This window comes from Gordonia sp. NPDC003429 (genome assembly GCF_053588575.1).
The window spans coordinates 231,727-251,116 of record NZ_JBSFQF010000005.1 but is presented as its reverse complement, the minus strand read 5'-3'; the positions used below and the strand labels follow the sequence as shown (position 1 = coordinate 251,116).

At 68.2% G+C, this 19,390-nt stretch carries 18 protein-coding genes; 12 read left to right on the top strand and 6 right to left on the bottom strand.

The window, feature by feature from the left end; genetic code table 11:
• Positions 1-9 precede the first annotated feature (9 nt).
• Positions 10-1,884 (top strand): multicopper oxidase family protein, encoded by a 1,875-nt coding sequence (locus tag ACWDSI_RS09055; RefSeq protein WP_449746337.1) that lies wholly within the window; start codon positions 10-12, stop codon positions 1,882-1,884.
• 12 nt (positions 1,885-1,896) lie between these two features.
• Here ACWDSI_RS09055 and ACWDSI_RS09050 read toward each other — a convergent pair whose 3' ends face one another.
• From ACWDSI_RS09050 to ACWDSI_RS09040, 3 genes are read right to left on the bottom strand one after another with little or no spacing between them, the layout of a single operon-like run.
• Positions 1,897-3,000 (bottom strand): quinone-dependent dihydroorotate dehydrogenase, encoded by a 1,104-nt coding sequence (locus tag ACWDSI_RS09050; RefSeq protein ID WP_449746336.1) that lies wholly within the window; start codon positions 2,998-3,000, stop codon positions 1,897-1,899.
• Positions 2,994-3,257: a DUF5703 family protein gene (locus ACWDSI_RS09045; protein ID WP_449746335.1), complete on the bottom strand. Its 264-nt coding sequence runs from the start codon at positions 3,255-3,257 to the stop codon at positions 2,994-2,996. The genes ACWDSI_RS09050 and ACWDSI_RS09045 overlap by 7 nt, the downstream gene beginning before the upstream one ends.
• A 5-nt stretch (positions 3,258-3,262) precedes the next feature.
• Positions 3,263-4,360 carry a YncE family protein gene (locus tag ACWDSI_RS09040; protein WP_449756321.1) on the bottom strand — a complete coding sequence of 366 codons (1,098 nt, stop codon included), beginning with the start codon at positions 4,358-4,360 and terminating at the stop codon, positions 3,263-3,265.
• A gap of 94 nt (positions 4,361-4,454) precedes the next feature.
• Here ACWDSI_RS09040 and ACWDSI_RS09035 point away from each other — a divergent pair, with 94 nt between their 5' ends.
• The 6 genes from ACWDSI_RS09035 (at position 4,455) to ACWDSI_RS09010 (ending at position 9,429) form a co-directional block, all read left to right on the top strand.
• The gene (locus tag ACWDSI_RS09035) at positions 4,455-5,297 is read left to right on the top strand and encodes an undecaprenyl-diphosphate phosphatase (protein ID WP_449746333.1); all 843 of its coding nucleotides are present in this window, start codon (positions 4,455-4,457) and stop codon (positions 5,295-5,297) included.
• Between the two features lie 108 nt (positions 5,298-5,405).
• Positions 5,406-6,170: an MSMEG_4193 family putative phosphomutase gene (locus tag ACWDSI_RS09030; RefSeq protein ID WP_449746332.1), complete on the top strand. Its 765-nt coding sequence runs from the start codon at positions 5,406-5,408 to the stop codon at positions 6,168-6,170.
• Between the two features lie 25 nt (positions 6,171-6,195).
• The gene (locus tag ACWDSI_RS09025) at positions 6,196-6,915 is read left to right on the top strand and encodes a DUF3090 domain-containing protein (RefSeq protein WP_449746331.1); all 720 of its coding nucleotides are present in this window, start codon (positions 6,196-6,198) and stop codon (positions 6,913-6,915) included.
• 2 nt (positions 6,916-6,917) lie between these two features.
• Positions 6,918-7,772 (top strand): SCO1664 family protein, encoded by an 855-nt coding sequence (locus ACWDSI_RS09020; RefSeq protein ID WP_449746330.1) that lies wholly within the window; start codon positions 6,918-6,920, stop codon positions 7,770-7,772.
• Between the two features lie 60 nt (positions 7,773-7,832).
• Complete coding sequence (gene mshC / locus ACWDSI_RS09015; protein ID WP_449746329.1) at positions 7,833-9,077, top strand: cysteine--1-D-myo-inosityl 2-amino-2-deoxy-alpha-D-glucopyranoside ligase; 1,245 nt, start codon at positions 7,833-7,835, stop codon at positions 9,075-9,077.
• 43 nt (positions 9,078-9,120) lie between these two features.
• Positions 9,121-9,429, top strand: coding sequence for a hypothetical protein (locus tag ACWDSI_RS09010; RefSeq protein WP_449746328.1), 309 nt, complete (start codon positions 9,121-9,123; stop codon positions 9,427-9,429).
• A 2-nt stretch (positions 9,430-9,431) separates the two neighbouring features.
• Here ACWDSI_RS09010 and ACWDSI_RS09005 read toward each other — a convergent pair whose 3' ends face one another.
• Complete coding sequence (locus ACWDSI_RS09005; protein ID WP_449746327.1) at positions 9,432-10,310, bottom strand: PAC2 family protein; 879 nt, start codon at positions 10,308-10,310, stop codon at positions 9,432-9,434.
• Positions 10,311-10,360: 50 nt separating this feature from the next.
• Between ACWDSI_RS09005 and metH the strand changes: the two genes are divergently transcribed.
• Positions 10,361-13,945: a methionine synthase gene (gene metH / locus ACWDSI_RS09000; protein ID WP_449746326.1), complete on the top strand. Its 3,585-nt coding sequence runs from the start codon at positions 10,361-10,363 to the stop codon at positions 13,943-13,945.
• Positions 13,946-14,037: 92 nt separating this feature from the next.
• Here metH and ACWDSI_RS08995 read toward each other — a convergent pair whose 3' ends face one another.
• Positions 14,038-14,964: a manganese-dependent inorganic pyrophosphatase gene (locus ACWDSI_RS08995; protein ID WP_449746325.1), complete on the bottom strand. Its 927-nt coding sequence runs from the start codon at positions 14,962-14,964 to the stop codon at positions 14,038-14,040.
• Between the two features lie 208 nt (positions 14,965-15,172).
• Here ACWDSI_RS08995 and ACWDSI_RS08990 point away from each other — a divergent pair, with 208 nt between their 5' ends.
• The 4 genes from ACWDSI_RS08990 to hisG all read left to right on the top strand — a co-directional run bounded on the left by ACWDSI_RS08990 (position 15,173) and on the right by hisG (position 18,466).
• Complete coding sequence (locus tag ACWDSI_RS08990) at positions 15,173-16,546, top strand: hypothetical protein (RefSeq protein WP_449746324.1); 1,374 nt, start codon at positions 15,173-15,175, stop codon at positions 16,544-16,546.
• 51 nt (positions 16,547-16,597) lie between these two features.
• Positions 16,598-17,281, top strand: coding sequence for an HAD family hydrolase (locus tag ACWDSI_RS08985; RefSeq protein WP_449746323.1), 684 nt, complete (start codon positions 16,598-16,600; stop codon positions 17,279-17,281).
• Between the two features lie 6 nt (positions 17,282-17,287).
• Complete coding sequence (locus tag ACWDSI_RS08980; RefSeq protein WP_449746322.1) at positions 17,288-17,551, top strand: phosphoribosyl-ATP diphosphatase; 264 nt, start codon at positions 17,288-17,290, stop codon at positions 17,549-17,551.
• A 69-nt stretch (positions 17,552-17,620) separates the two neighbouring features.
• The gene (gene hisG / locus ACWDSI_RS08975) at positions 17,621-18,466 is read left to right on the top strand and encodes an ATP phosphoribosyltransferase (RefSeq protein WP_449746321.1); all 846 of its coding nucleotides are present in this window, start codon (positions 17,621-17,623) and stop codon (positions 18,464-18,466) included.
• Here hisG and ACWDSI_RS08970 read toward each other — a convergent pair whose 3' ends face one another.
• Complete coding sequence (locus ACWDSI_RS08970) at positions 18,467-19,318, bottom strand: thioesterase family protein (protein WP_449756320.1); 852 nt, start codon at positions 19,316-19,318, stop codon at positions 18,467-18,469.
• Between the last annotated feature and the right edge of the window lie 72 nt (positions 19,319-19,390).

The window sequence follows — 19,390 nt, the reverse complement described above, 5'->3', positions numbered from 1 at the left end:
GGGGGCCGTATGGGGGATACGACGCGCAGGCGTGCGCTGATCGCGGGCGGGTTGCTGCTGGGTTCCACCTTCGCGGCGGGGCGAGCCGCGGCCGACCCGCCGTCGATCCCGCTGCCGCCGTTGCCGGGCAACATCGGTCCGCAACCGCAGTGGCCGACGACGAGCCCCGCCGATTTCCGGTCACCACCCCTGGCCCGGTACGTCGACGCACTCACCGTGCCGCCCACCGGTGACGCCGGCGGTACCCTGCGGGCGCACGAGGCGGTGCACCGCTATCACCGTGACCTGCCCGCCACCCGGGCCTGGGGATACGGCGCCACCGGTGCCGATCGGCACATCCTCGGCCCCACGCTGACCGCGCGCTCCGGTGAGGTCGCCGACATCGCCGTGGTCAACGCGTTGGGCAGGCACATTCTCGCCGGCGACGTCGACACGACGATGATGGGCGTCACCGACCGCGACCGCACGCAACCGCGCACGACGATGCATCTGCACGGTGCCCCCACCGCACCCGATTCCGACGGTCATCCACTGATCACCTGGCGTCCGGGCGGGACGGCCACACACCGCTACCACAACCGGCAGGAGGCGGCGACGCTGTGGTATCACGACCACGCCGTCGGTGTGACCCGCCTCAACGTGCACGCCGGTCTCGCCGGTTTCTATCTGGTCCGTGACGATTTCGACACCGGTGCCCCCGACAATCCGCTCGGTCTTCCCAGCGGCGATCAGGAGCTGCCGCTGGTGATCGCCGACCGCACCTTCAACACCGACGGCAGTCTGCAGTATCGCCAGTTCTGGTTCTTGCCCGAGGGCATGAACCAGGGCGGTCAGTGGGGTGATGTGGCCGTGGTCAACGGGACCGCGTGGCCACGGCACACCGTGTCGCGGCGCCTGTACCGGTTGCGGCTGCTGTGCGGTGCCAATTCGCGCAGCTACGAACTCGCCTTCGCCAACCGGATGCGTTTCTGGGTGATCGGCTCCGACCAGGGGCTCATCGACCGGCCGTCTCCCGTGCGGTCGCTGGTGCTCACGCCCGGGGAACGCGCCGATGTGCTCGTCGACTTCGGTGAACTCGCCGACGGCGAATCGGTGGAACTGATCAACATCGCCCGCAACAGCATCGGCAACACCGGATTCATGGTGCCGCCGCTGCGCGAGATCATGCGCTTCGACGCGCGCGGTGCCCGTGTGCCCGCACGGATTCCCGACACGTTGCGGGGCGGCCGCCGCCGGCCTGCGGCCCTACCCCCGCCACGGCGTCCCGACCGGGTGCGCGTGGTGACGCTGATGTGGGCGCTCAACGCCGCGGCGTCGCTGCCGGTTCCGGTGCGCGCGATGCTGATGATCAACAACCTCGGCTTCATGTCCGACGATGTGGACCGGGCCCGCGCGGGCACGGTGGAGCGCTGGGACATCGTCAACATTCTGCCGGTCGAGCATCCGGTGCACATCCACCTCGCACGGTTCCGCGTGCTGGGCCGACGCTCCCTCGACTCGACCCGCTACGTCGCGGCGCACCCGCCGCCGGTGCGGATGGGCATCCGGTGGAGTCCGTCGCCGGAGGGATTCACCTTCGGTCCCGTGCAGGGGCCGCGTGCGTGGGAGCGGGGCCTGAAGGACACGGTGCACTGCCCCGAGGACACCGTCACCTCGCTGCTCGTCTACTGGCCGTCGGCGGCCGAACTCGGCTTCGACCCGGACGCCGCAATCGAGGTACCCGACGGCGCCGAGCGGGCCCAGACGGGTCCTGGCATGTCGGATTCTGTTATGTCGCATTCGATGAACGCCGCAGACGAACCGCTGCGCGGCTATGTGTGGCACTGCCACAACCTCGATCACGAAGATCACGACATGATGCAGCGGATCCGGGTGATCGGCTGAGCGACGGGCACCTCAGTCCGACGCCGCGCTCCCCACCGCCGCGCTCAGATCGGCGAATCCCGCGGTCCGCACCCGCGCGGCGAGTCCGTCGTGAATCTCCTTGAGCCGCACCGGACCCCCGTAGATGAATCCGGTGTAGCACTGCAGCAGGTCGGCGCCCGCGCAGATACGTTCCCACGCCTGATCGGCCGTTTCGATGCCGCCCACACTGATCAGGGCGAGTCGGCCGTCGACGCGGGCGTACAGACGACGTAACACCGCCAGTGACCTGTCGGCCAGCGGTGCGCCCGACAGACCGCCCGCGCCCATCGCGGCGACCTCGTCGGCGGGGGTCTGCAGGCCGGTACGGGCGATAGTGGTGTTGGTTGCCACGATCCCGGCCAGTCCGAGGTCGAGCGCGAGGTCGGCGACCGCGTCGATGTCGGCGTCGGCGAGGTCGGGGGCGATCTTGACGAGCACCGGGACCGACACCTCCTGCTGCACCGCGGCCAGGATGGGCCGCAACGAGTCGACGGCCTGCAGGTCACGCAGGCCCGGGGTGTTGGGGGAGCTGACGTTGACCACCACGAAATCGGCGCGCGGGCCCAGTAGCCGCGCCGACAGGCGGTAGTCGTCGACGGCCTCCTCGAGCGGGACCACCTTGGTCTTGCCGATGTTGGCGCCGATCGGCACGCGCACCGGGCCGAGTCGGGGTGCGTCGAGATGGGTGGCGGCGACCTGCGCGCCCGGATTGTTGAATCCCATCCGGTTGATCAGCGCCCGGTCGCGCGGCAGCCGGAACAACCGCGGCGGGGGATTGCCCGGCTGGGCCGCACCGGTGATCGTGCCGATCTCGGCATGACCGAAACCGAGGTGACCCCACGCGTTGATGGCCGACGCCGACTTGTCGAACCCGGCGGCCAGTCCGAGCGGTGAATCGAAATGGACACCGAACACGGTCTGCCGCAGCACCGGGTCGGTGGTGGCGAACAGTCGCGCACACAGGCTTCGCAGCGGCCCGACACGCATGGTCACCCGCAGCAGTGTGGCGATGAGCGCGTGGATTCGTTCGGGGGGTAGCAGAAACATCGCCCGCAGGGCCACCGGGTACAGCAGCCGGTTGGCCCGGATCAGCATGCCCGGGCGTCCTCGCCGGAGTAGTCGTCGGGCCGACGGCGTGTCGGCTTCTTGCGCCGCAGCAACACTTTTCGCGTGCCGTCGGAATACAGCCGCACCCGCGACAGCTCCCAGCCGCCGAACTCCGCCTCCAGTGACAGGCGCATCGACGCGGTCACCCTCGTCACGTCCGGGGGCAACCGGACCAGCATGCATTCGTAATCCTCGGAGGTGACCTCCCAGCCGCGCGGGTAGCGGGCGCCGATCCGTTGGGACATCGGCGTCACCCTCCCGTGGGTGTGGTCGAGGGCGCCGCGGGCGTGCCCGGTGTGATCACCTGGACACCGCCGACGCGGGCGGAGAGTACGAACACGGTGCCCGACGTGTCGTCGACGGCGATCGCATCCGGCTGTGCCACCGACGCAAATCGGTGTTTCTCAACGGGCTCGCCCCCGGCCAGGTCATAGGCCATCACCTCGTTGTTCGCGGTCGTCGACACCCACAGCAGGTTGTGGGTGTCGTCGTAGTCTACGGCGAACGGCCCGTCGGGCACCGGATAGCGAAACCGCATCACCAGTGGCGATCCGAAGAACCCGAGGATCTCGTTGTCGCGCGGGTTGGACACCAGCACGCGGCCGTACCGGTCCACGGTGGCCTCGGCGGCGCCGTTGCCCGCGCGCAGCGCCGGCCCCAGGTCACCGTCGCCGAGGGTGACCGGTGTGACCGACGACTGGGCACGATCGAGGACCACCACCTGCTGCGAGGGCAGGTCGGCCGTGGTCGGCGAGACGGTGATCTCGTCGACGCGCACGAAGCCGCCGATGTCGCGGACCTGCTTGAAGGCGTTGTCGAACACCAGCACGTGGCCGTTGCCGGTGCCCACGAGTGTCTGGCCCGACGGGGTGCGGGCCAGTGCGGTCGGGTCGGTGACCGCGGTGGTGGTCGGGTGGGTGGAGCCGTCCGGATCGATGCGCACCAGCACGCGCGGTCCCGCACCGAGGAACGTTCCGCCACCCACACCGATCACCGTGGTCAGGTGGGGTGTGGTCACCGTCGGCAGCGGATCGGCCGGTGCGCCCGTACGGATCCGCAGCAGCGAGGTGCCGTCGGCGGACGGCACGGCCAGCAGATCACTCGACAATGCGAGCTGGGTGCTCCCCGGCGGCGTCGGGATCACCGTGCCCGCGGGGGTGGCCGGCGGGCCATGCGGCGCGGGGCTTGCCGTTGCCGCCGGGACCGTGGGTATGTCACCGGTGTTGTCGTTCGACGATCCGCACCCGGCGACAACGACGACAGCACACGCCACGACCGCCGACGAGGCGAGCAGGCGGTGGCCGCGCGGCCGATGTCGTGCGGATCGGGACAACCGGGGCGCAGGCATGGGTCCATCTTGCGTCAGAGCACCGCAGCGTCTGCGCCCGGGGGAACGCGCCGGGCACGGACGGGCGATCGGGTGACCGGTAGCATCAGCGGCCGTGACCGAGACCATGACGTGGGCCCAGTCGATCGTGCTGGGAATCATCCAGGGCCTGACCGAGTTCTTGCCGATCTCGTCGTCGGCGCACCTGCGGATCGCCTCGGAACTCATGTTCGGTGGCGATGCGGGTGCGTCGTTCACCGCCGTGATCCAGTTGGGCACCGAGGCGGCGGTGCTTGTCTATTTCGCCCGCGACATCGGCCGCATCGTGGCGGCGTGGTTCCGAGGATTGTTCAACCCCTCGGCCCGCAACCTCGACTACCGGGTGGGCTGGTATGTGATCTTCGCGACCATCCCAATTGGCATCATCGGCTACCTGTTGAAGGACGAGATCCGCACGGCGGCCCGCAACCTGTGGCTCACCGCGACGGTGTTGATCCTGTTCTCCGGCGTGTTCTGGCTCGCCGAACGCTACGGAACGCGCTCCCGCTCGCTCAATCGGCTGACGCTGCGCGACGGTCTGGTGATGGGCTTGGCGCAGTGTCTGGCGTTGGTGCCGGGGGTGTCACGCTCGGGCGCCACGGCCAGCGCCGGACTGTTCCTCGGTCTCGAACGCGAGGCAGCGTTCCGGTTCTCGTTCCTGCTGGCGATTCCGGCAGTGGTGGCCTCGGGGCTGTTCAGCCTGCCCGACGCGTTTCACCCCAGCGGCGACGGGATGGAGGCCACCGGCGCCCAGTTGGCCGTGGCGACCGTGATCTCTTTCGTCGTCGGCTACATCTCCATCGCCTGGCTGCTGCGGTTCGTCAGCGGACACTCGCTGAACTGGTTCGGCGTCTACCGCGTGGCCCTGGGCCTGGTGGTGATGGGGCTGCTGGCCGGCGGGGTGATCAGCGCCACCTGACGCGCGGAAATTCGGTGGCGGGCGGATTTCTCATGCGTCTCACCGCCGCGAGCGGCCACGAGATCACGGCGGCGTGCCGTGTGATCGGGGTGTGCCTATGGTTGAGGGATGACCGTGATCCTGGTGCGCCACGGGCGGTCCACCGCCAACACCTCGGGTGTGCTCGCCGGACGGACACCGGGCGTCGCCCTCGACGACAAGGGCAGGTCGCAGGCCGACGAGATCGTGACTCGCCTGGGTGGTTGCCTGGAGAAGATCGACGCGGTGGCCCGTTCACCGCTGCAACGCTGTGCCGAGACGGTTCAGCCGCTACTCGCGGCGATTGCGGCCACCGGCCGGGAGGTCCCCGAGGTCGTGGTGGACGATCTCGCGGAGGTCGACTACGGCAGCTGGACCAACCGACCCATCAAGGATCTGGTGGGCGAGCCGCTGTGGAAGGTGGTGCAGCAACATCCGTCCGCAGCGATCTTCCCCGACGGGGAGGGGCTTTCGGCGGTTCAGTCACGGGCGGTCGGCGCGATCCGCGCACTCGACCGGGAGCACGGCGGCTCCGACGGATCGGGTGTCTGGGTGGCGTGCTCGCACGGCGATGTCATCAAAGCGGTGATCGCCGACGCGTTGGGCTCGCACCTCGACTCGTTTCAGCGGATCGTGGTGGAGCCGGCCTCGATCAGCATCATCCGGTACGGACCGACGAGGCCGTACGTGCACACCGTGAACAACACGGCGGCGATCTCGGTACCGATGCCGCCCGAACGCACCGCGGGAGCCTCCGACGACGCGACCATCGGCGGTGACCGCGGCGTCGCCGCTGATGCCGAGAGTGAGAGTCAGCCGGTGCCACCCGCGACAACGGTGGCGACGCGCGGATAATGAACACGACGACGAAGGAGGTGTGATGTCTCGGGCGATACACGTGTTCCGCAGCCCCGACCGGTTTGTGGCCGGTACCGTCGGGCAGCCGGGTGACCGGACGTTCTACCTCCAGGCGGTCCACGAATCGCGGATCGTGAGCGTGATGCTGGAGAAGCAGCAGGTGCAGATCCTCGCCGACCGGATCGGTGCCCTGCTCGACGAGATCCATCGCCGTTTCGGCACCCCTGTCCCGCCGCCGGCCGACCGGGTGGGTGATCTGCACCCGCTGGTGATGCCGGTGGACGCCGAGTTCCGGGTGGGCACCATGGGGCTGGGCTGGGATGCCGAATCCGAAGCGGTGGTGGTGGAGTTGCTCGCCATCACCGAAGGTGAGTTCGACGAGAGCGTGGTGCTCGACGACACCGACGAGGGGCCCGACGCGGTGCGCGTGTTCCTCACCACCGAAGCGGCCCGGGAGTTCGCGGCCCGGTCGTCGCGGGTGATCTCCGCCGGTCGCCCGCCCTGCCCGCTGTGCGCCGAACCGCTGGACCCGGAGGGTCACCTGTGTATTCGCACCAACGGATACAAGCGTGACGCGCAGCTGAGCAAGTCCCTGGATTTCGTCGACCCGGAGGTGTTCAACAATCTGGCCCTCGGCGACGACACCGGACTGCTCGACACCGACGAACTCGACCCCGAGGATCCCGACCCCGAGGATCCCGACACCGACGATCCCGACACCGGTTCCGGGCACGGGGACTGACCATGGCGTCGGCGGCCGAACCCGCACCGGCCTCCGGGCCGGTGGATGCCCCGGCGGAGACGCTGCGCCGCGGTGAGCTGGTGATCATCGGTCGCATCCCCGCAGCGAGCAACGCCACCCTGGTGTGCGACGCGGTGTGGGGTGACGCGTCGGTGCGCTGCGTGTACAAGCCGGTGCGCGGGGAGGTGCCGCTGTGGGATTTTCCGCACGGCACGCTCGCCGGACGCGAGGTTGCCTCGTACCTCGTCTCCGAGGCCCTCGGATGGTCGGCGATCCCCACCACCATGCTGCGCGACGGCCCGCTCGGACCGGGCATGGTGCAGCGGTGGATCGATACACCCGATCCTGTCGATGCCGAAATACCCACGCCGAGAATAGATCTCGTCGATCTGTGTCCTCCCGACGCGGTGCCGCGCAACTATCGCTCGATTCTGCGTGCACTCGACCCGATGGGGGAGCGAGTGGTGTTGGTCCACGCCGACGACCCACGGTTGCAGCGCATGGCCGTGCTCGATGTGATCCTGAACAACGCCGACCGCAAGGGCGGCCACGTGCTCGAGGGGCGCGACGGCGATGTCTACGGGGTGGACCATGGCATCTGCCTGCACAGCGAGGACAAGTTGCGCACCGTGTTGTGGGGCTGGGCCGGAGAGACGATCCCCGGCCACCTCGTCGCCGACATCGCGGACCTGGCCGAGCGACTCGACGCCGACGACTCGTCGTTACGTGCCGAGTTGGCCGATCACATCACCGACGACGAGATCGATGCCCTGACGATCCGTGCCATCGTGTTGGCCGAGACCGGTCGTATGCCGGAACCTCCTCCGCATCGCCCGATTCCGTGGCCACCGTTCTGACACGGAGAGCCCGAGCCATCCGTCGTCGTCGCCTGCCGGCGGGACCCATACAGTGGACACATGCATTCGTGGCCGCAACCTGCCCTGCCCACGCTTGAGGGCTCCGGACCGGCGCTCCGTCTCTACGACACGTCGCGCCGCGCCGTCGCGCCGGTCGCCCCGGGAGCCACCGCCACCATGTACGTCTGCGGGATCACCCCGTACGACGCCACCCATCTGGGCCACGCCGCCACCTACCTGGCCTTCGACCTGGTGAACCGGATTCTGCGCGATCAGGGTCACGACATGCATTACGTGCAGAACATCACCGACGTCGACGATCCGCTGTTCGAGCGTGCCGCCCGTGACGGCGTCGACTGGCGTGCCCTGGGTTCCGAACAGATCGACCTGTTCCGCGAGGACATGACGGCGCTGGCCATCCTGCCCCCGCGCGACTACATCGGGGCGATGGAGTCGGTCGGGGAGGTGATCGAGGTGGTGGGCAAGTTGCTGGCCTCCGGTGCGGCCTACGTGGTGGACGACCCGCAGTACCCCGACGTCTACTTCCGCGCCGACGCCACCGAACAGTTCGGCTACGAATCCGGGTACGACCGCGCCCTGATGGAGCAGTTCTTCGCCGAGCGCGGCGGCGACCCCGACCGCCCGGGCAAACGCGACCGCCTCGACGCGGTGCTGTGGCGGGCGCAGCGACCCGACGAACCGTCGTGGGAGTCGCCGTTCGGGCCCGGCCGACCCGGCTGGCATGTGGAATGCGCGGCCATCGCGCTCAACCGCCTCGGCGTCGAGTTCGACATCCAGGGCGGCGGCAGCGACCTGATCTTCCCGCATCACGAGTTCTCCGCCGCCCACGCCGAGGCACTGAGCGGGACCCGACGCTTCGCCCGGCACTACGTGCACAGCGGGATGGTCGGCCTCGACGGCGAGAAGATGTCGAAGAGCCGCGGAAACCTGGTGTTCGTGTCCGTCCTGCGCCGCGCCGGGGAGGACCCGGCGGCAATTCGCCTTGCGCTACTCGACGCCCACTACCGTAGCGACCGGATGTGGACCGACGCGGTACTCGACGACGCGCGGCGTCGGTTGTCGCGCTGGCGGGCAGCGACGTCCGCCGACACCGGTCCCGACCCGTGGCCGGTGATCGCCCGCGTCCGCGAGCACCTTGCCGACGACCTCGACACGCCCCGGGCACTGGCCGCGATCGACGGCTGGTGCCGCGACGTGGAACAGGGGATCGGGTCGTCGACCACCGCGTCGGGCGACATGGCAGCCGCCATCGATGCGCTGCTCGGGGTGCAACTGCGCGGCTGACCCACACAGGGTGCGGCGCCGACGCGCTTAGTACAGTTCTTCCGTGGCACGCGTGCAGGAGATCCACCCGGACACCCATTCCGGCGTTTTCACAGTGGTCACCCGGACCTCGACGTATCTGATCGACCTCGACGAGATGACGCTGCTGCGTGCTCCCGGCGTCGGGGGCACCGACAGCGAGGAATGGGCCGTCAGCCAACTTCGCCGCGACTCCGAGGACATCCCGCTGCTCGGCGTGAAGTCGTGCCGTGTGGGCGAGTCCGCCCAGTTCTGGGTGCGTGCCGCCGACGATCCCGAGGTGCGCACCTGGCGCATCACCACCCCGGTGGTGTCGATCGAACAGATCGGCTGAACTCAGCTCCCGAAGGTGCCCGGACCGCGCCGCTTGAGATAGCGCTCGAACTCGGCGGCCAGCGCGTCGCCGTCGATCTTCGCCATCACCTCGTCGGTGTTGATCTCGGCGTCACCGCGCTCCTCGAGACCGCGGACGTACTCGGCGATCTCCTCGTCGTCCTCGGTCATCTCGGTGACCGCCGACTCCCACTCCTCGGCCTGCTCGGGCAGCGTACCGAGCGGCACCTCGATGTCGAGGACCTCCTCGACGCGGTTGAGCAGGGCGACGGTGGCCTTGGGATTCGGCGGCGTCGACACGTAGTGCGGCACGGCCGCCCAGAACGACACGGCGGGCAGGCCGGCCTGCACGAAAAGATCCTGCAGCACCCCGGTGATCCCGGTGGGTCCTTCGTAGCGGCTCTCGGCGAGGTTGTAGCGTTCGGCCGCCTCGCTGCTGTAGGCGCTGCCGGTCACCGGCACCGGACGGGTGTGCGGGGTGTCGGCGAGCAACGCGCCCAGCATCACCGTGGTCTCCACCCCGAGGTGGTGTGCGAGGTCGACGATTTCGGCGCAGAAGGCGCGCCAGCGCATGTTGGGTTCGATTCCGCGCACCAGCACGATGTCCCGGTCGGTTCCGGCCGGACTGCAGTAGGAGATCGACGTGGTGGGCCAGTCGATACGGCGGGTCACCCCGTCCACCTGCTTCACGGTGGGTCGATTGACCTGGAAGTCGTAGTAGTCGTCGGCGTCGATGTCGAGCAGTGGCCGTGCATCCCAGGTGAGCGCCAAATGCTCCACCGCGCTGCTCGCGGCGTCGCCCGCGTCGTTCCAGCCCTCGAAGGCGGCCAGTAAGATGGGTCGCCGCAGTCGGGGAAGGTTCGGCACCTGCTCAGCGTTCACCGAACCAGCCTACGACCACAGCCAACAGAGAGCGAACTACCCTGACAACCATGTCCACCCCCGCAGAGCACGACACCGGCTTCGACACGACATTCCTCTCGGCGATGTCGCGTCGGGTACTGATCGGCGACGGCGCGATGGGCACGATGTTGCAGGCAGCAGACCTGACGCTGGATGATTTCGCCGGTCTCGAAGGCTGTAACGAGATCCTCAACGACACCCGGCCCGACGTGCTCGCCGCCATCCACCGCGCCTATTTCGAAGCCGGCGCCGACGCCGTCGAGACCAACACGTTCGGCTGCAATCTCTCCAATCTCGGTGATTACGACATCGCCGACCGGATTCGGGAACTGTCCTTCAAGGGCACCAGCATCGCTCGCGGCGTGGCCGACGAGATGGGCGCATCCGCCGACGGCACCGGCCGGTACGTGCTGGGGTCGATCGGCCCGGGCACCAAGCTGCCGAGCCTGGGACACACCACGTTCGCCGTGATCCGCGACGCCTACTACGAGTGCGTCGCCGGGATGCTCGACGGCGGTGCCGACGCGATCCTGGTGGAAACCTCCCAGGATTTGCTGCAGGTCAAGGCGGCGGTGGTCGCGGCCCGGCGCGCGATGGCCGACCTGGGACGACACCTTCCGATCATCTCGCACGTCACCGTCGAGACCACCGGCACCATGCTGCTCGGTTCGGAGATCGGGGCGGCATTGACCGCGATCGAACCCCTCGGCGTCGACCTGATCGGCCTGAACTGCGCCACCGGCCCGGCCGAGATGAGTGAACACCTGCGTTACCTGTCCCGCCACGCCCGCATCCCGGTGTCGGTGATGCCCAACGCCGGATTGCCCGTGCTGGGCCCCAACGGGGCCGAATATCCCTTGGCCCCGGACGAACTCGCCACCGCGCTGGCCGACTTCGTGGGTGATTTCGGGTTGTCGTTCGTGGGCGGATGCTGCGGTACCACGCCCGAGCACATCCGGCAGGTGGCCGCCGCGGTGGCCGATGCCACCCGCGCCCCGCGCCGTCCCGAGCACGTCTCGGAGACCTCGTCGCTCTACACCGCCGTGCCCTTCGACCAGGACGCCAGCTTCCTGGTGATCGGGGAACGCACGAACTCCAACGGCTCCAAGGCGTTTCGCGAGGCGATGATCGCCGAGGACTATCAGAAGTGCCTGGACATCGCCAAAGACCAGACCCGCGACGGTGCCCACATGCTCGACCTCAACGTCGACTACGTGGGCCGCGACGGTGCGGCCGACATGACCGCGCTCGCGAGCCGGTTCGCCACCTCGTCGACGCTGCCGATCATGCTCGACTCCACCGAACCGGAGGTGATCCGCGCAGGCCTCGAGGCATTGGGTGGCCGCTGCGCGGTGAACTCGGTGAACTACGAGGACGGCGACGGACCCGACTCGCGGTTCGCTCGCATCATGCGGCTCGCGGTGGAGCACGGTGCCGCGGTGGTCGCGCTGACGATCGACGAGGAGGGTCAGGCCCGCACCGCCGATTGGAAGGTGCGGGTGGCGCAGCGGCTCATCGCCGATATCACCGGCAACTGGGGCCTGGCCGAGGAGGACATCATCCTCGACACCCTCACGTTCCCGATCTCCACCGGGCAGGAGGAGGTGCGCCGCGACGGGATCGAGACGATCGAGGCGATCCGCCGGTTGCACGAGGCGCACCCCGACGTGCACTTCACGCTCGGCATCTCCAATATCTCCTTCGGGCTCAATCCGGCCGCACGGCAGGTGCTCAACTCGGTGTTCCTGCACGAGTGCGTGCAGGCGGGGCTCGACACCGCGATCGTGCACGCGTCGAAGATCCTGCCGATGGCCCGCATCCCGGAGGAACAGCGCGAGGTGGCGCTCGACCTGGTGTATGACCGCAGGCGCGAGGGTTATGACCCGTTGCAGCGGCTCATGGAGTTGTTCGAGGGTGTGTCGGCGGCATCGGCACGCGAGTCGCGCGCGGCCGAACTCGCGAAACTCCCGCTGTTCGAGCGGCTCGAGCGGCGCATCGTCGACGGCGAGCGCAACGGTCTGGAAGCCGATCTGGACGAGGCGATGACGCAGCGACCTCCGCTGGCCATCATCAACGAGACATTGCTGTCGGGGATGAAGACCGTCGGCGAGCTCTTCGGGTCGGGTCAGATGCAGTTGCCGTTTGTGCTGCAATCGGCCGAGGTGATGAAAACCGCTGTGGCACACCTGGAACCACACATGGAGGCCTCCGACGAGGACGGCAAGGGCCGCATCGTGCTGGCCACCGTGAAGGGCGACGTGCACGACATCGGCAAGAACCTCGTCGACATCATCCTGAGCAACAACGGCTACGAGGTCATCAACATCGGGATCAAGCAGCCCATCACGGCGATTCTCGACGCCGCCGAGGACAAGCGCGCCGACGTGATCGGCATGTCGGGTCTGCTGGTGAAATCCACGGTGGTGATGAAGGAGAATCTCGAGGAGATCAACGCCCGCGGACTCGCCGACCGCTACCCGGTGCTGCTCGGCGGCGCCGCACTGACCCGCACGTACGTGGAGAACGACCTCTCCGACACCTACGACGGTCACGTGCATTACGCACGCGACGCGTTCGAGGGTTTGCGCCTGATGGACGACATCATGGCGCTCAAGCGGGGCGGCGGGTCGGTGCCGGAAAGCGCCGACTCGATCGCCGCCGCGCAGAAGGCCGCCGAACGCAAGGCACGCCACGAACGATCCAAGCGCATCGCCGCGAAACGCAAGGCCGCCGAAGCGCCGGTCGAGGTGCCCGCACGCTCCGACGTCGCCGCCGACAACGACGTTCCCACACCCCCGTTCTGGGGCACCCGGATCATCAAGGGCGTGCCCGTCGCCGACTATCTGCAGCTCCTCGACGAGCGTGCACTGTTTCTGGGGCAGTGGGGATTACGCGGAGTCCGGGGCGGTGAGGGGCCGTCGTACGAGGAACTGGTGGAGACCGAAGGGCGTCCCCGGTTGCGCTACTGGATCGATCGCCTGGCCACCGAGAACATCCTGCAGCACGCCGCGGTGGTGTACGGCTACTTTCCTGCCGTCAGCGACGGTGACACGGTGCACGTGCTCACCGAACCGCGCCCGGATGCGCCGGTGCGGCACAGTTTCACCTTCCCTCGTCAGCAGCGACCGAGGTTCCTGTGCATCGCCGACTTCATCCGGTCCCGCGACGACGCGATCGCCGCGGGCCAGGTGGACGTGCTGCCCTTCCAACTGGTCACCATGGGCCAGCCCATCGCCGACTTCGCCAATGAGCTGTTCGCCGCGGACGCCTACCGCGACTACCTCGAGGTGCACGGCATCGGCGTGCAACTGACCGAGGCGCTCGCCGAGTACTGGCATCAGCGGGTGCGCAGCGAATTGATCGTCGGCGACCGCTCGCTGGGCAGTGACGACCCTGCCGAGGCACAAGGTTTCTTCGACCTCGAATACCGTGGTGCGCGTTTCTCGTTCGGCTACGGTGCGTGCCCGAATCTGGAGGACCGGGCCACCATGATGGAACTGCTCGAGCCAGAGCGCATCGGCGTGGAGTTGTCGGAGGAACTGCAATTGCATCCCGAACAGTCCACCGACGCGTTCGTGCTGCATCACCCGGAGGCGAAATATTTCAACACGTGAGGGTCATCCGATGGCGCCGCGACTCACCAGGACTACGTAGACCACGGATCCGGCAACCGCCACAGGCCCCAGCGTGCGCGGTAAAACCTCGATCAGCGCAGCTCCCGCGTGAGCTGGGGAACGACCTGCTTCTTGCGCGACACGATGCCCGGGGCGGCGGCGAGCCCGTCGTGGACCGTCACCCCCAGTGCCCGTTCCACCGCGTCGATCGGCTTGCCCACCACCAACAGCTGCGAATCGACGGCCAACACGTCGGTGAGGAACAGCAGGAACAGGTCGACGCCGTCGGATTCGGCGCGCACGTGCATGGCGTCGAGCAGTTCGTCGCGGCGCCCGAGCAGCGTGTCCGGGTCCACCGTGTTGAGTTGCCCGACGCGGACCGAGATCGATCCCATCGTGTAATCCTTGGCGTCGAGGCCGACGAGTTCCGCAGCCGACTTGCCACCGAAATCGGTTCCCGCACGCAGTAATTCACGGCCATAGGCATCGAGGTCGACGCCGGCTGTCGCGGCCAGCCTGGTGGCCGCCGAGCGGTCGAGTTCGGTGGTGGTGGGCGAGTGCAGCAACAGTGTGTCGGAAATGATGGCCGACAACATGATCCCCGCCGTGTCGGGCGGAATGGGCACCGACCGTTCGTCGTACATGTTGGTCAGGATCGTGCAGGTGCAGCCGACGGGTTCGGCACGGAAATAGAGGGGTTCGAGGGTCTCGAAGTTCGCAACGCGATGATGGTCGATCACTTTGCGGATGGTCACATCGGCGATATCGGAGACGCTTTGTTGGCGTTCGTTGTGATCGACGAGGATGACCTCGGCGGCCTCGGGTGCTGCCCGCTCGATCACTCGCGGCGCCGGTATCCCGAAGCGATCGAGGGCAAAGCGGGTCTCGGGATTCGGCGCGCCGAGCGCCACCGCTTCCGTGTCGGCACCGGTGGTCTGCTCGAGCCGCGCCATCGCGATGGCGGCTCCGATCGCGTCGGTGTCGGGATTGCGGTGCCCGAACACGAGGGTCTTCGGCATCGCTACCTCCGAGCGGTTGCTCTCGTGCGGATGATCAAACCTGTCCACGACCAAGCTAACAGCCGCCTCCCACCGTGCTGCCAGCTTCGCCGGTCATCGTGGCATGGTGACCAGCACCCTTGCTCCCGGCCAACACGGCACTCCATCCGACTCGGCACCCACCGCGTCGTCGCGGCACGTAGGTCCGCCCTCATGGATACGCCTTCCCGTGCTCGCGACCATAGTGGTGGTCGCCCTCGGGGTGCGCTGGTACTTCCTCGATCGACAGACGATGGACTATGAGGCGTTTCTGAGCCGGTGGTACGACACCCTCGACACGCAGGGTTTCGGTGCATTCAGGGAGAAGTTCGCCGACTACAACTACCCGTACCTGTATCTCATCTGGCTGCTCACCGTGCTGAAGGTGCCGTCACTCATCGGGATCAAGGCGCTGTCGGTCGCCTTCGACTTCGTGCTCGCGTTCTTCGCCTATCGCATCGTCGCGCTGCGGACGGACCGATTCTGGTTGCGGGCCTTCGCGTTCGGTCTCGTCGTGTTTCTCCCGTCGGTCATCGCCAACAGCGCGTATTGGGGTCAGGCCGACGCCATCTACTCGGCGCTGGCCCTCGGTGGGGTGTACTTCCTGCTGCGCGCGCAGGCCGGCGGCCCACGTCGTGGTGAGCCCGGCCATCGTGTGTTCGTGTGGAACTCGGTGATCGCGTGTGTGTTCTTCGGGCTGTCGCTCGGGTTCAAGCTGCAGGCGGTCTTCGTGTTCCCGCTCTTGGCGTGGCTGCTCGTCCGGCGCAGGCTGCCGTGGTGCGCGTTGCTCGCGATACCCGCGGTGTATCTGCTGCTCGACATCCCCGCGGTGCTTGCCGGGGCATCGTGGTCGACGGCACTGTCGGTGTATCTGGATCAGACCGATTCGTACAAGCAACTCACGCTGGGCGCGGCCAACCTGTACCAGCTCATCCCGATCTCGGGCGACGCCACGTGGCTGGCTTACCTCGGTATCGGGCTCGCGGGTGCGGTGATCGCTGCCTTCCTCGGATGGTCAGCGTGGAAACGCCCGGCAGTGACCCCCGCGTCGATCCTGGTCGTGGCCACCGCAAGCGCCGTGATCGTGCCCTTCTTGCTGCCGAACATGCACGACCGGTACTTCTACCTGGCCGAGGTCCTCAGCGTCGTGGCGGCGTTCTATCTGCCGCTGTGGTTCGTCGCCGTGCCCGTGCTGATCCAGGCCTCGGCGATCGGTGTGTATCACTCGTCGCTGGCCGGCGACCAGGGCCACGGCTTCGGCGGCGGGATGGGCGGCTCGCACGGCGGTCCCGGTGCAACCGGTCGGGGTGGCCCCGCCGGTGGCTGGGGTGGGCATGGCCCGGCCGGTGGCCCCGGCGGTCACGACGCACCTCCCGGTGCCGAAGGTGGCGCCGGTGCGGGTGGACACGGTGCAGGCGGATCCGGTACCGGCGGGTACTCGTCGGGCCGGGGAGACTCCGCGCTCACCGTGTATGCGTCGTTCATGGCGGCGGCCGCCCTCGGCGTGGTCTACGCGGTGGTCGACACCCTCCGTCGGGCCCCGCTTCACTCGCGGCGAGCGTGACCGCCGCCACCGGATTGGGCTGCGGGCGGCGCCGTCCGGGAAGATGCTGGAGTGACGAATCGAGCGTCGAGGACGCCGCCCGCCGCCGTGTTCTGGGACATGGACGGCACGCTGCTCGATTCCGAGGTGCTCTGGGACGTCGCGGTGGCCGAACTCTCCGCGCGACAGGGCTTCACCATGACCCGCGAACTTCGCGAGTCGACGCTCGGCAACTCGATGGTCGACGCGCTCACCAAGGTGTACGACGCGGCAGGCGTGCCACCCGAGGCACGCGACTACGCCGCCGACGACCGGTGGCTGCTCGACCGGGTGGCCGAACTCTTCCGCGAGGACCTGCCCTGGCGGCCGGGAGCTGCCGACGCCCTGGACATGGTCGCGTCCGCAGGGATTCCGATGGCGCTGGTGACCAACACGGTGCGCGAGCTCACCGAACTGGCGCTCGACACGCTCGGGCGTCACCGGTTCGTGGCCACCGTCTGCGGCGACGAGGTGGAGCAGGGCAAGCCCGCGCCCGACCCGTATCTGCGGGCGGCTGCATTGCTGGGAGTTGATGCGCGCGCCTGCGCGGCCATTGAGGATTCACCCGCGGGAACCGCGTCGGCGGTGGCGGCAGGGTGCTCGACACTCGTGGTGCCCTCGGCGGCCGCGGTTGCGCCCGGCCTCGCTCGCACCTTCCGGAGCAGTCTGGAGGGACTGACCCTCGCCGACCTCGACATCGTCGTCATGCGAGGATAAGAACTCGTGAAAACCTTCGACGAGCTGTATGCCGAACTGACCGACAAGGCGGCGCACCGCCCTGCCGGCAGCGGCACCGTCGCGGCCCTCGACGCCGGCATCCACACGCTCGGCAAGAAGATCATCGAGGAGGCCGGCGAAGTGTGGCTGGCCGCCGAACACGAATCCGACGAGTCGCTCGCCGAGGAGATCTCGCAGCTCATCTACTGGTTACAGGTGATGATGATCAAACGCGGACTGTCGCTGCAGGACGTCTACCGGCATCTGTAGGCCGCACCCCATTCGGTGCGGCCGGAGAACCTCGTCCTGGATGACCAACCACCAATCACCGGAGTGACCATGCTGCGTGTCGCAGTTCCCAACAAGGGCGCCCTCTCAGAATCGGCGGCCGCGGTGCTCGCCGAGGCCGGATACCGCAAACGATCCGACGCGAAAGACCTCACCGTTCTCGACACCACCAACGGGGTCGAATTCTTCTTCCTCCGTCCCAAGGACATCGCCATCTACGTCGGCGCGGGCACGCTCGACCTCGGCATCACCGGCCGTGACCTGGCCCGCGATTCCGGTGCCGACGTCGACGAGCAACTCGCCATGGGCTTCGGGTCGTCGAGTTTCCGCTACGCCGCACCCGCCGGCACGGACTGGACCGTCGACGACCTGGCGGGCAAGCGTATCGCGACGTCGTATCCGAATCTGGTTCGCCGCGACCTCGCAGAGCGTGGCCTGACCGCCGACATCATCCGCCTCGACGGGGCCGTCGAGATCTCCATCCAACTCGGTGTGGCCGACGCCATCGCCGATGTGGTGGGCTCGGGGCGCACGTTGCGTCAGCACGGACTCGTCGCCTTCGGTGAATCACTCTGCGACTCCGAAGGGGTGCTGGTCAGCCGGGCGGGCACCGTTGCCGAGAAGGCCGCGACCCAATTCATCAAGCGTGTGCAGGGCGTCGTGTTCGGCCAGCAGTACGTGATGATCGATTACGACTGCCCCCGGTCGATCCTCGAACAGGCCACCACCCTCACCCCTGGGCTCGAATCGCCGACCGTTGCACCCATGGCGGACCCGGAATGGGTGGCCGTACGCGCGATGGTGCCCCGTCGCGACCACCAGAACCTCATGGACGACCTGTCCGAACTCGGCGCCCGGGCGATCCTGGCCTCCGACATCCGTTCCTGCCGCTTCTGATCAGCCGCCCGAACGGGCTTCGAGCAGGACGGTCTGCGCCGACCGCCCCAGATATCCGCTGACGTCGTAGAGGTCGGCGAACGTCGCCCCGAACCCGTGGCGGCCGGTCACCAGATCGGCGTCGATGCCCAACCAGGGACTGGTCGGCGGAGCCACCAGGTGGATCGTGGTGTCGGTGTTCATCCACGTCCACCGGTCGGGACGCAGCGTCGAACCCAGCCCGTTGGCGACGTCGAGGACGGTGAACACCGACTCGAGGTTCGACATGGTTCCGCCCTCGACGAGCGGGATGGCCGGGCGGATCCACACCGCGGGGGTCTCTCCGTGGCGTCCATCGGTCGCCGCGGTCTCGGTGGTCCCGATGAATCCGACGGTTCCCCAATCGACCCCTGGGCCCGTGTCGACGCTGATTCCGGTGGTGATCGGCAGGGTCTCCGGGGCGGGGAGCGCCGGGTGCGGTGACCGAGCCACCGTGGCGGTGTCGGCGGTCCTCATCCGCCAGCCGATGCTCTGGGCGGTCAGGCGGAAACTGCCGTCGCGCTGTTGCACCTCGAGGTCGGCCCCGAGCAGAGTGATCTGCTTGCCCGGCCGCAGGATACGAGCGCGCACCCGGTTGAGTCCCAAGCCGATGGGACCGAGGATCTCGGTGGTGACGCGGGTGAAATGCTGACTCGGGTCGGAGGCGGTCCGCAGCAACGCGCGCATCAGCAGTCCCGCGGGTGGTCCGCCGTGCTGGATGTCGGGTGACCACACGCTCAGGGTCGCCGACGTCGGAGTGAAGTACTCGTAGGTGTCGGCATCCTCGTCGGCGTCGGGAATCCCGTCGACCCGGGCGTAATAGTGGCTCTCCATCCGCGGAGCGTATGTCACGGCCGTTCCCGGGTGGCCTCGCACACGGGGCGGCGTCGTCCGAAATGGGGAATT

Coding starts and splice junctions, on each gene's coding strand:
- ACWDSI_RS09040 (WP_449756321.1), bottom strand. CDS start 4,360: ATGCCTGCGCCCCGGTTGTCCCGATCCGCACGACATCGGCCGCGCGGC.
- metH (WP_449746326.1), top strand. CDS start 10,361: ATGTCCACCCCCGCAGAGCACGACACCGGCTTCGACACGACATTCCTC.
- mshC (WP_449746329.1), top strand. CDS start 7,833: ATGCATTCGTGGCCGCAACCTGCCCTGCCCACGCTTGAGGGCTCCGGA.
- ACWDSI_RS09020 (WP_449746330.1), top strand. CDS start 6,918: ATGGCGTCGGCGGCCGAACCCGCACCGGCCTCCGGGCCGGTGGATGCC.
- ACWDSI_RS09030 (WP_449746332.1), top strand. CDS start 5,406: ATGACCGTGATCCTGGTGCGCCACGGGCGGTCCACCGCCAACACCTCG.
- ACWDSI_RS09055 (WP_449746337.1), top strand. CDS start 10: ATGGGGGATACGACGCGCAGGCGTGCGCTGATCGCGGGCGGGTTGCTG.
- ACWDSI_RS08970 (WP_449756320.1), bottom strand. CDS start 19,318: ATGGAGAGCCACTATTACGCCCGGGTCGACGGGATTCCCGACGCCGAC.
- ACWDSI_RS08995 (WP_449746325.1), bottom strand. CDS start 14,964: ATGCCGAAGACCCTCGTGTTCGGGCACCGCAATCCCGACACCGACGCG.
- hisG (WP_449746321.1), top strand. CDS start 17,621: ATGCTGCGTGTCGCAGTTCCCAACAAGGGCGCCCTCTCAGAATCGGCG.
- ACWDSI_RS09025 (WP_449746331.1), top strand. CDS start 6,196: ATGTCTCGGGCGATACACGTGTTCCGCAGCCCCGACCGGTTTGTGGCC.
- ACWDSI_RS09045 (WP_449746335.1), bottom strand. CDS start 3,257: ATGTCCCAACGGATCGGCGCCCGCTACCCGCGCGGCTGGGAGGTCACC.
- ACWDSI_RS09050 (WP_449746336.1), bottom strand. CDS start 3,000: ATGCTGATCCGGGCCAACCGGCTGCTGTACCCGGTGGCCCTGCGGGCG.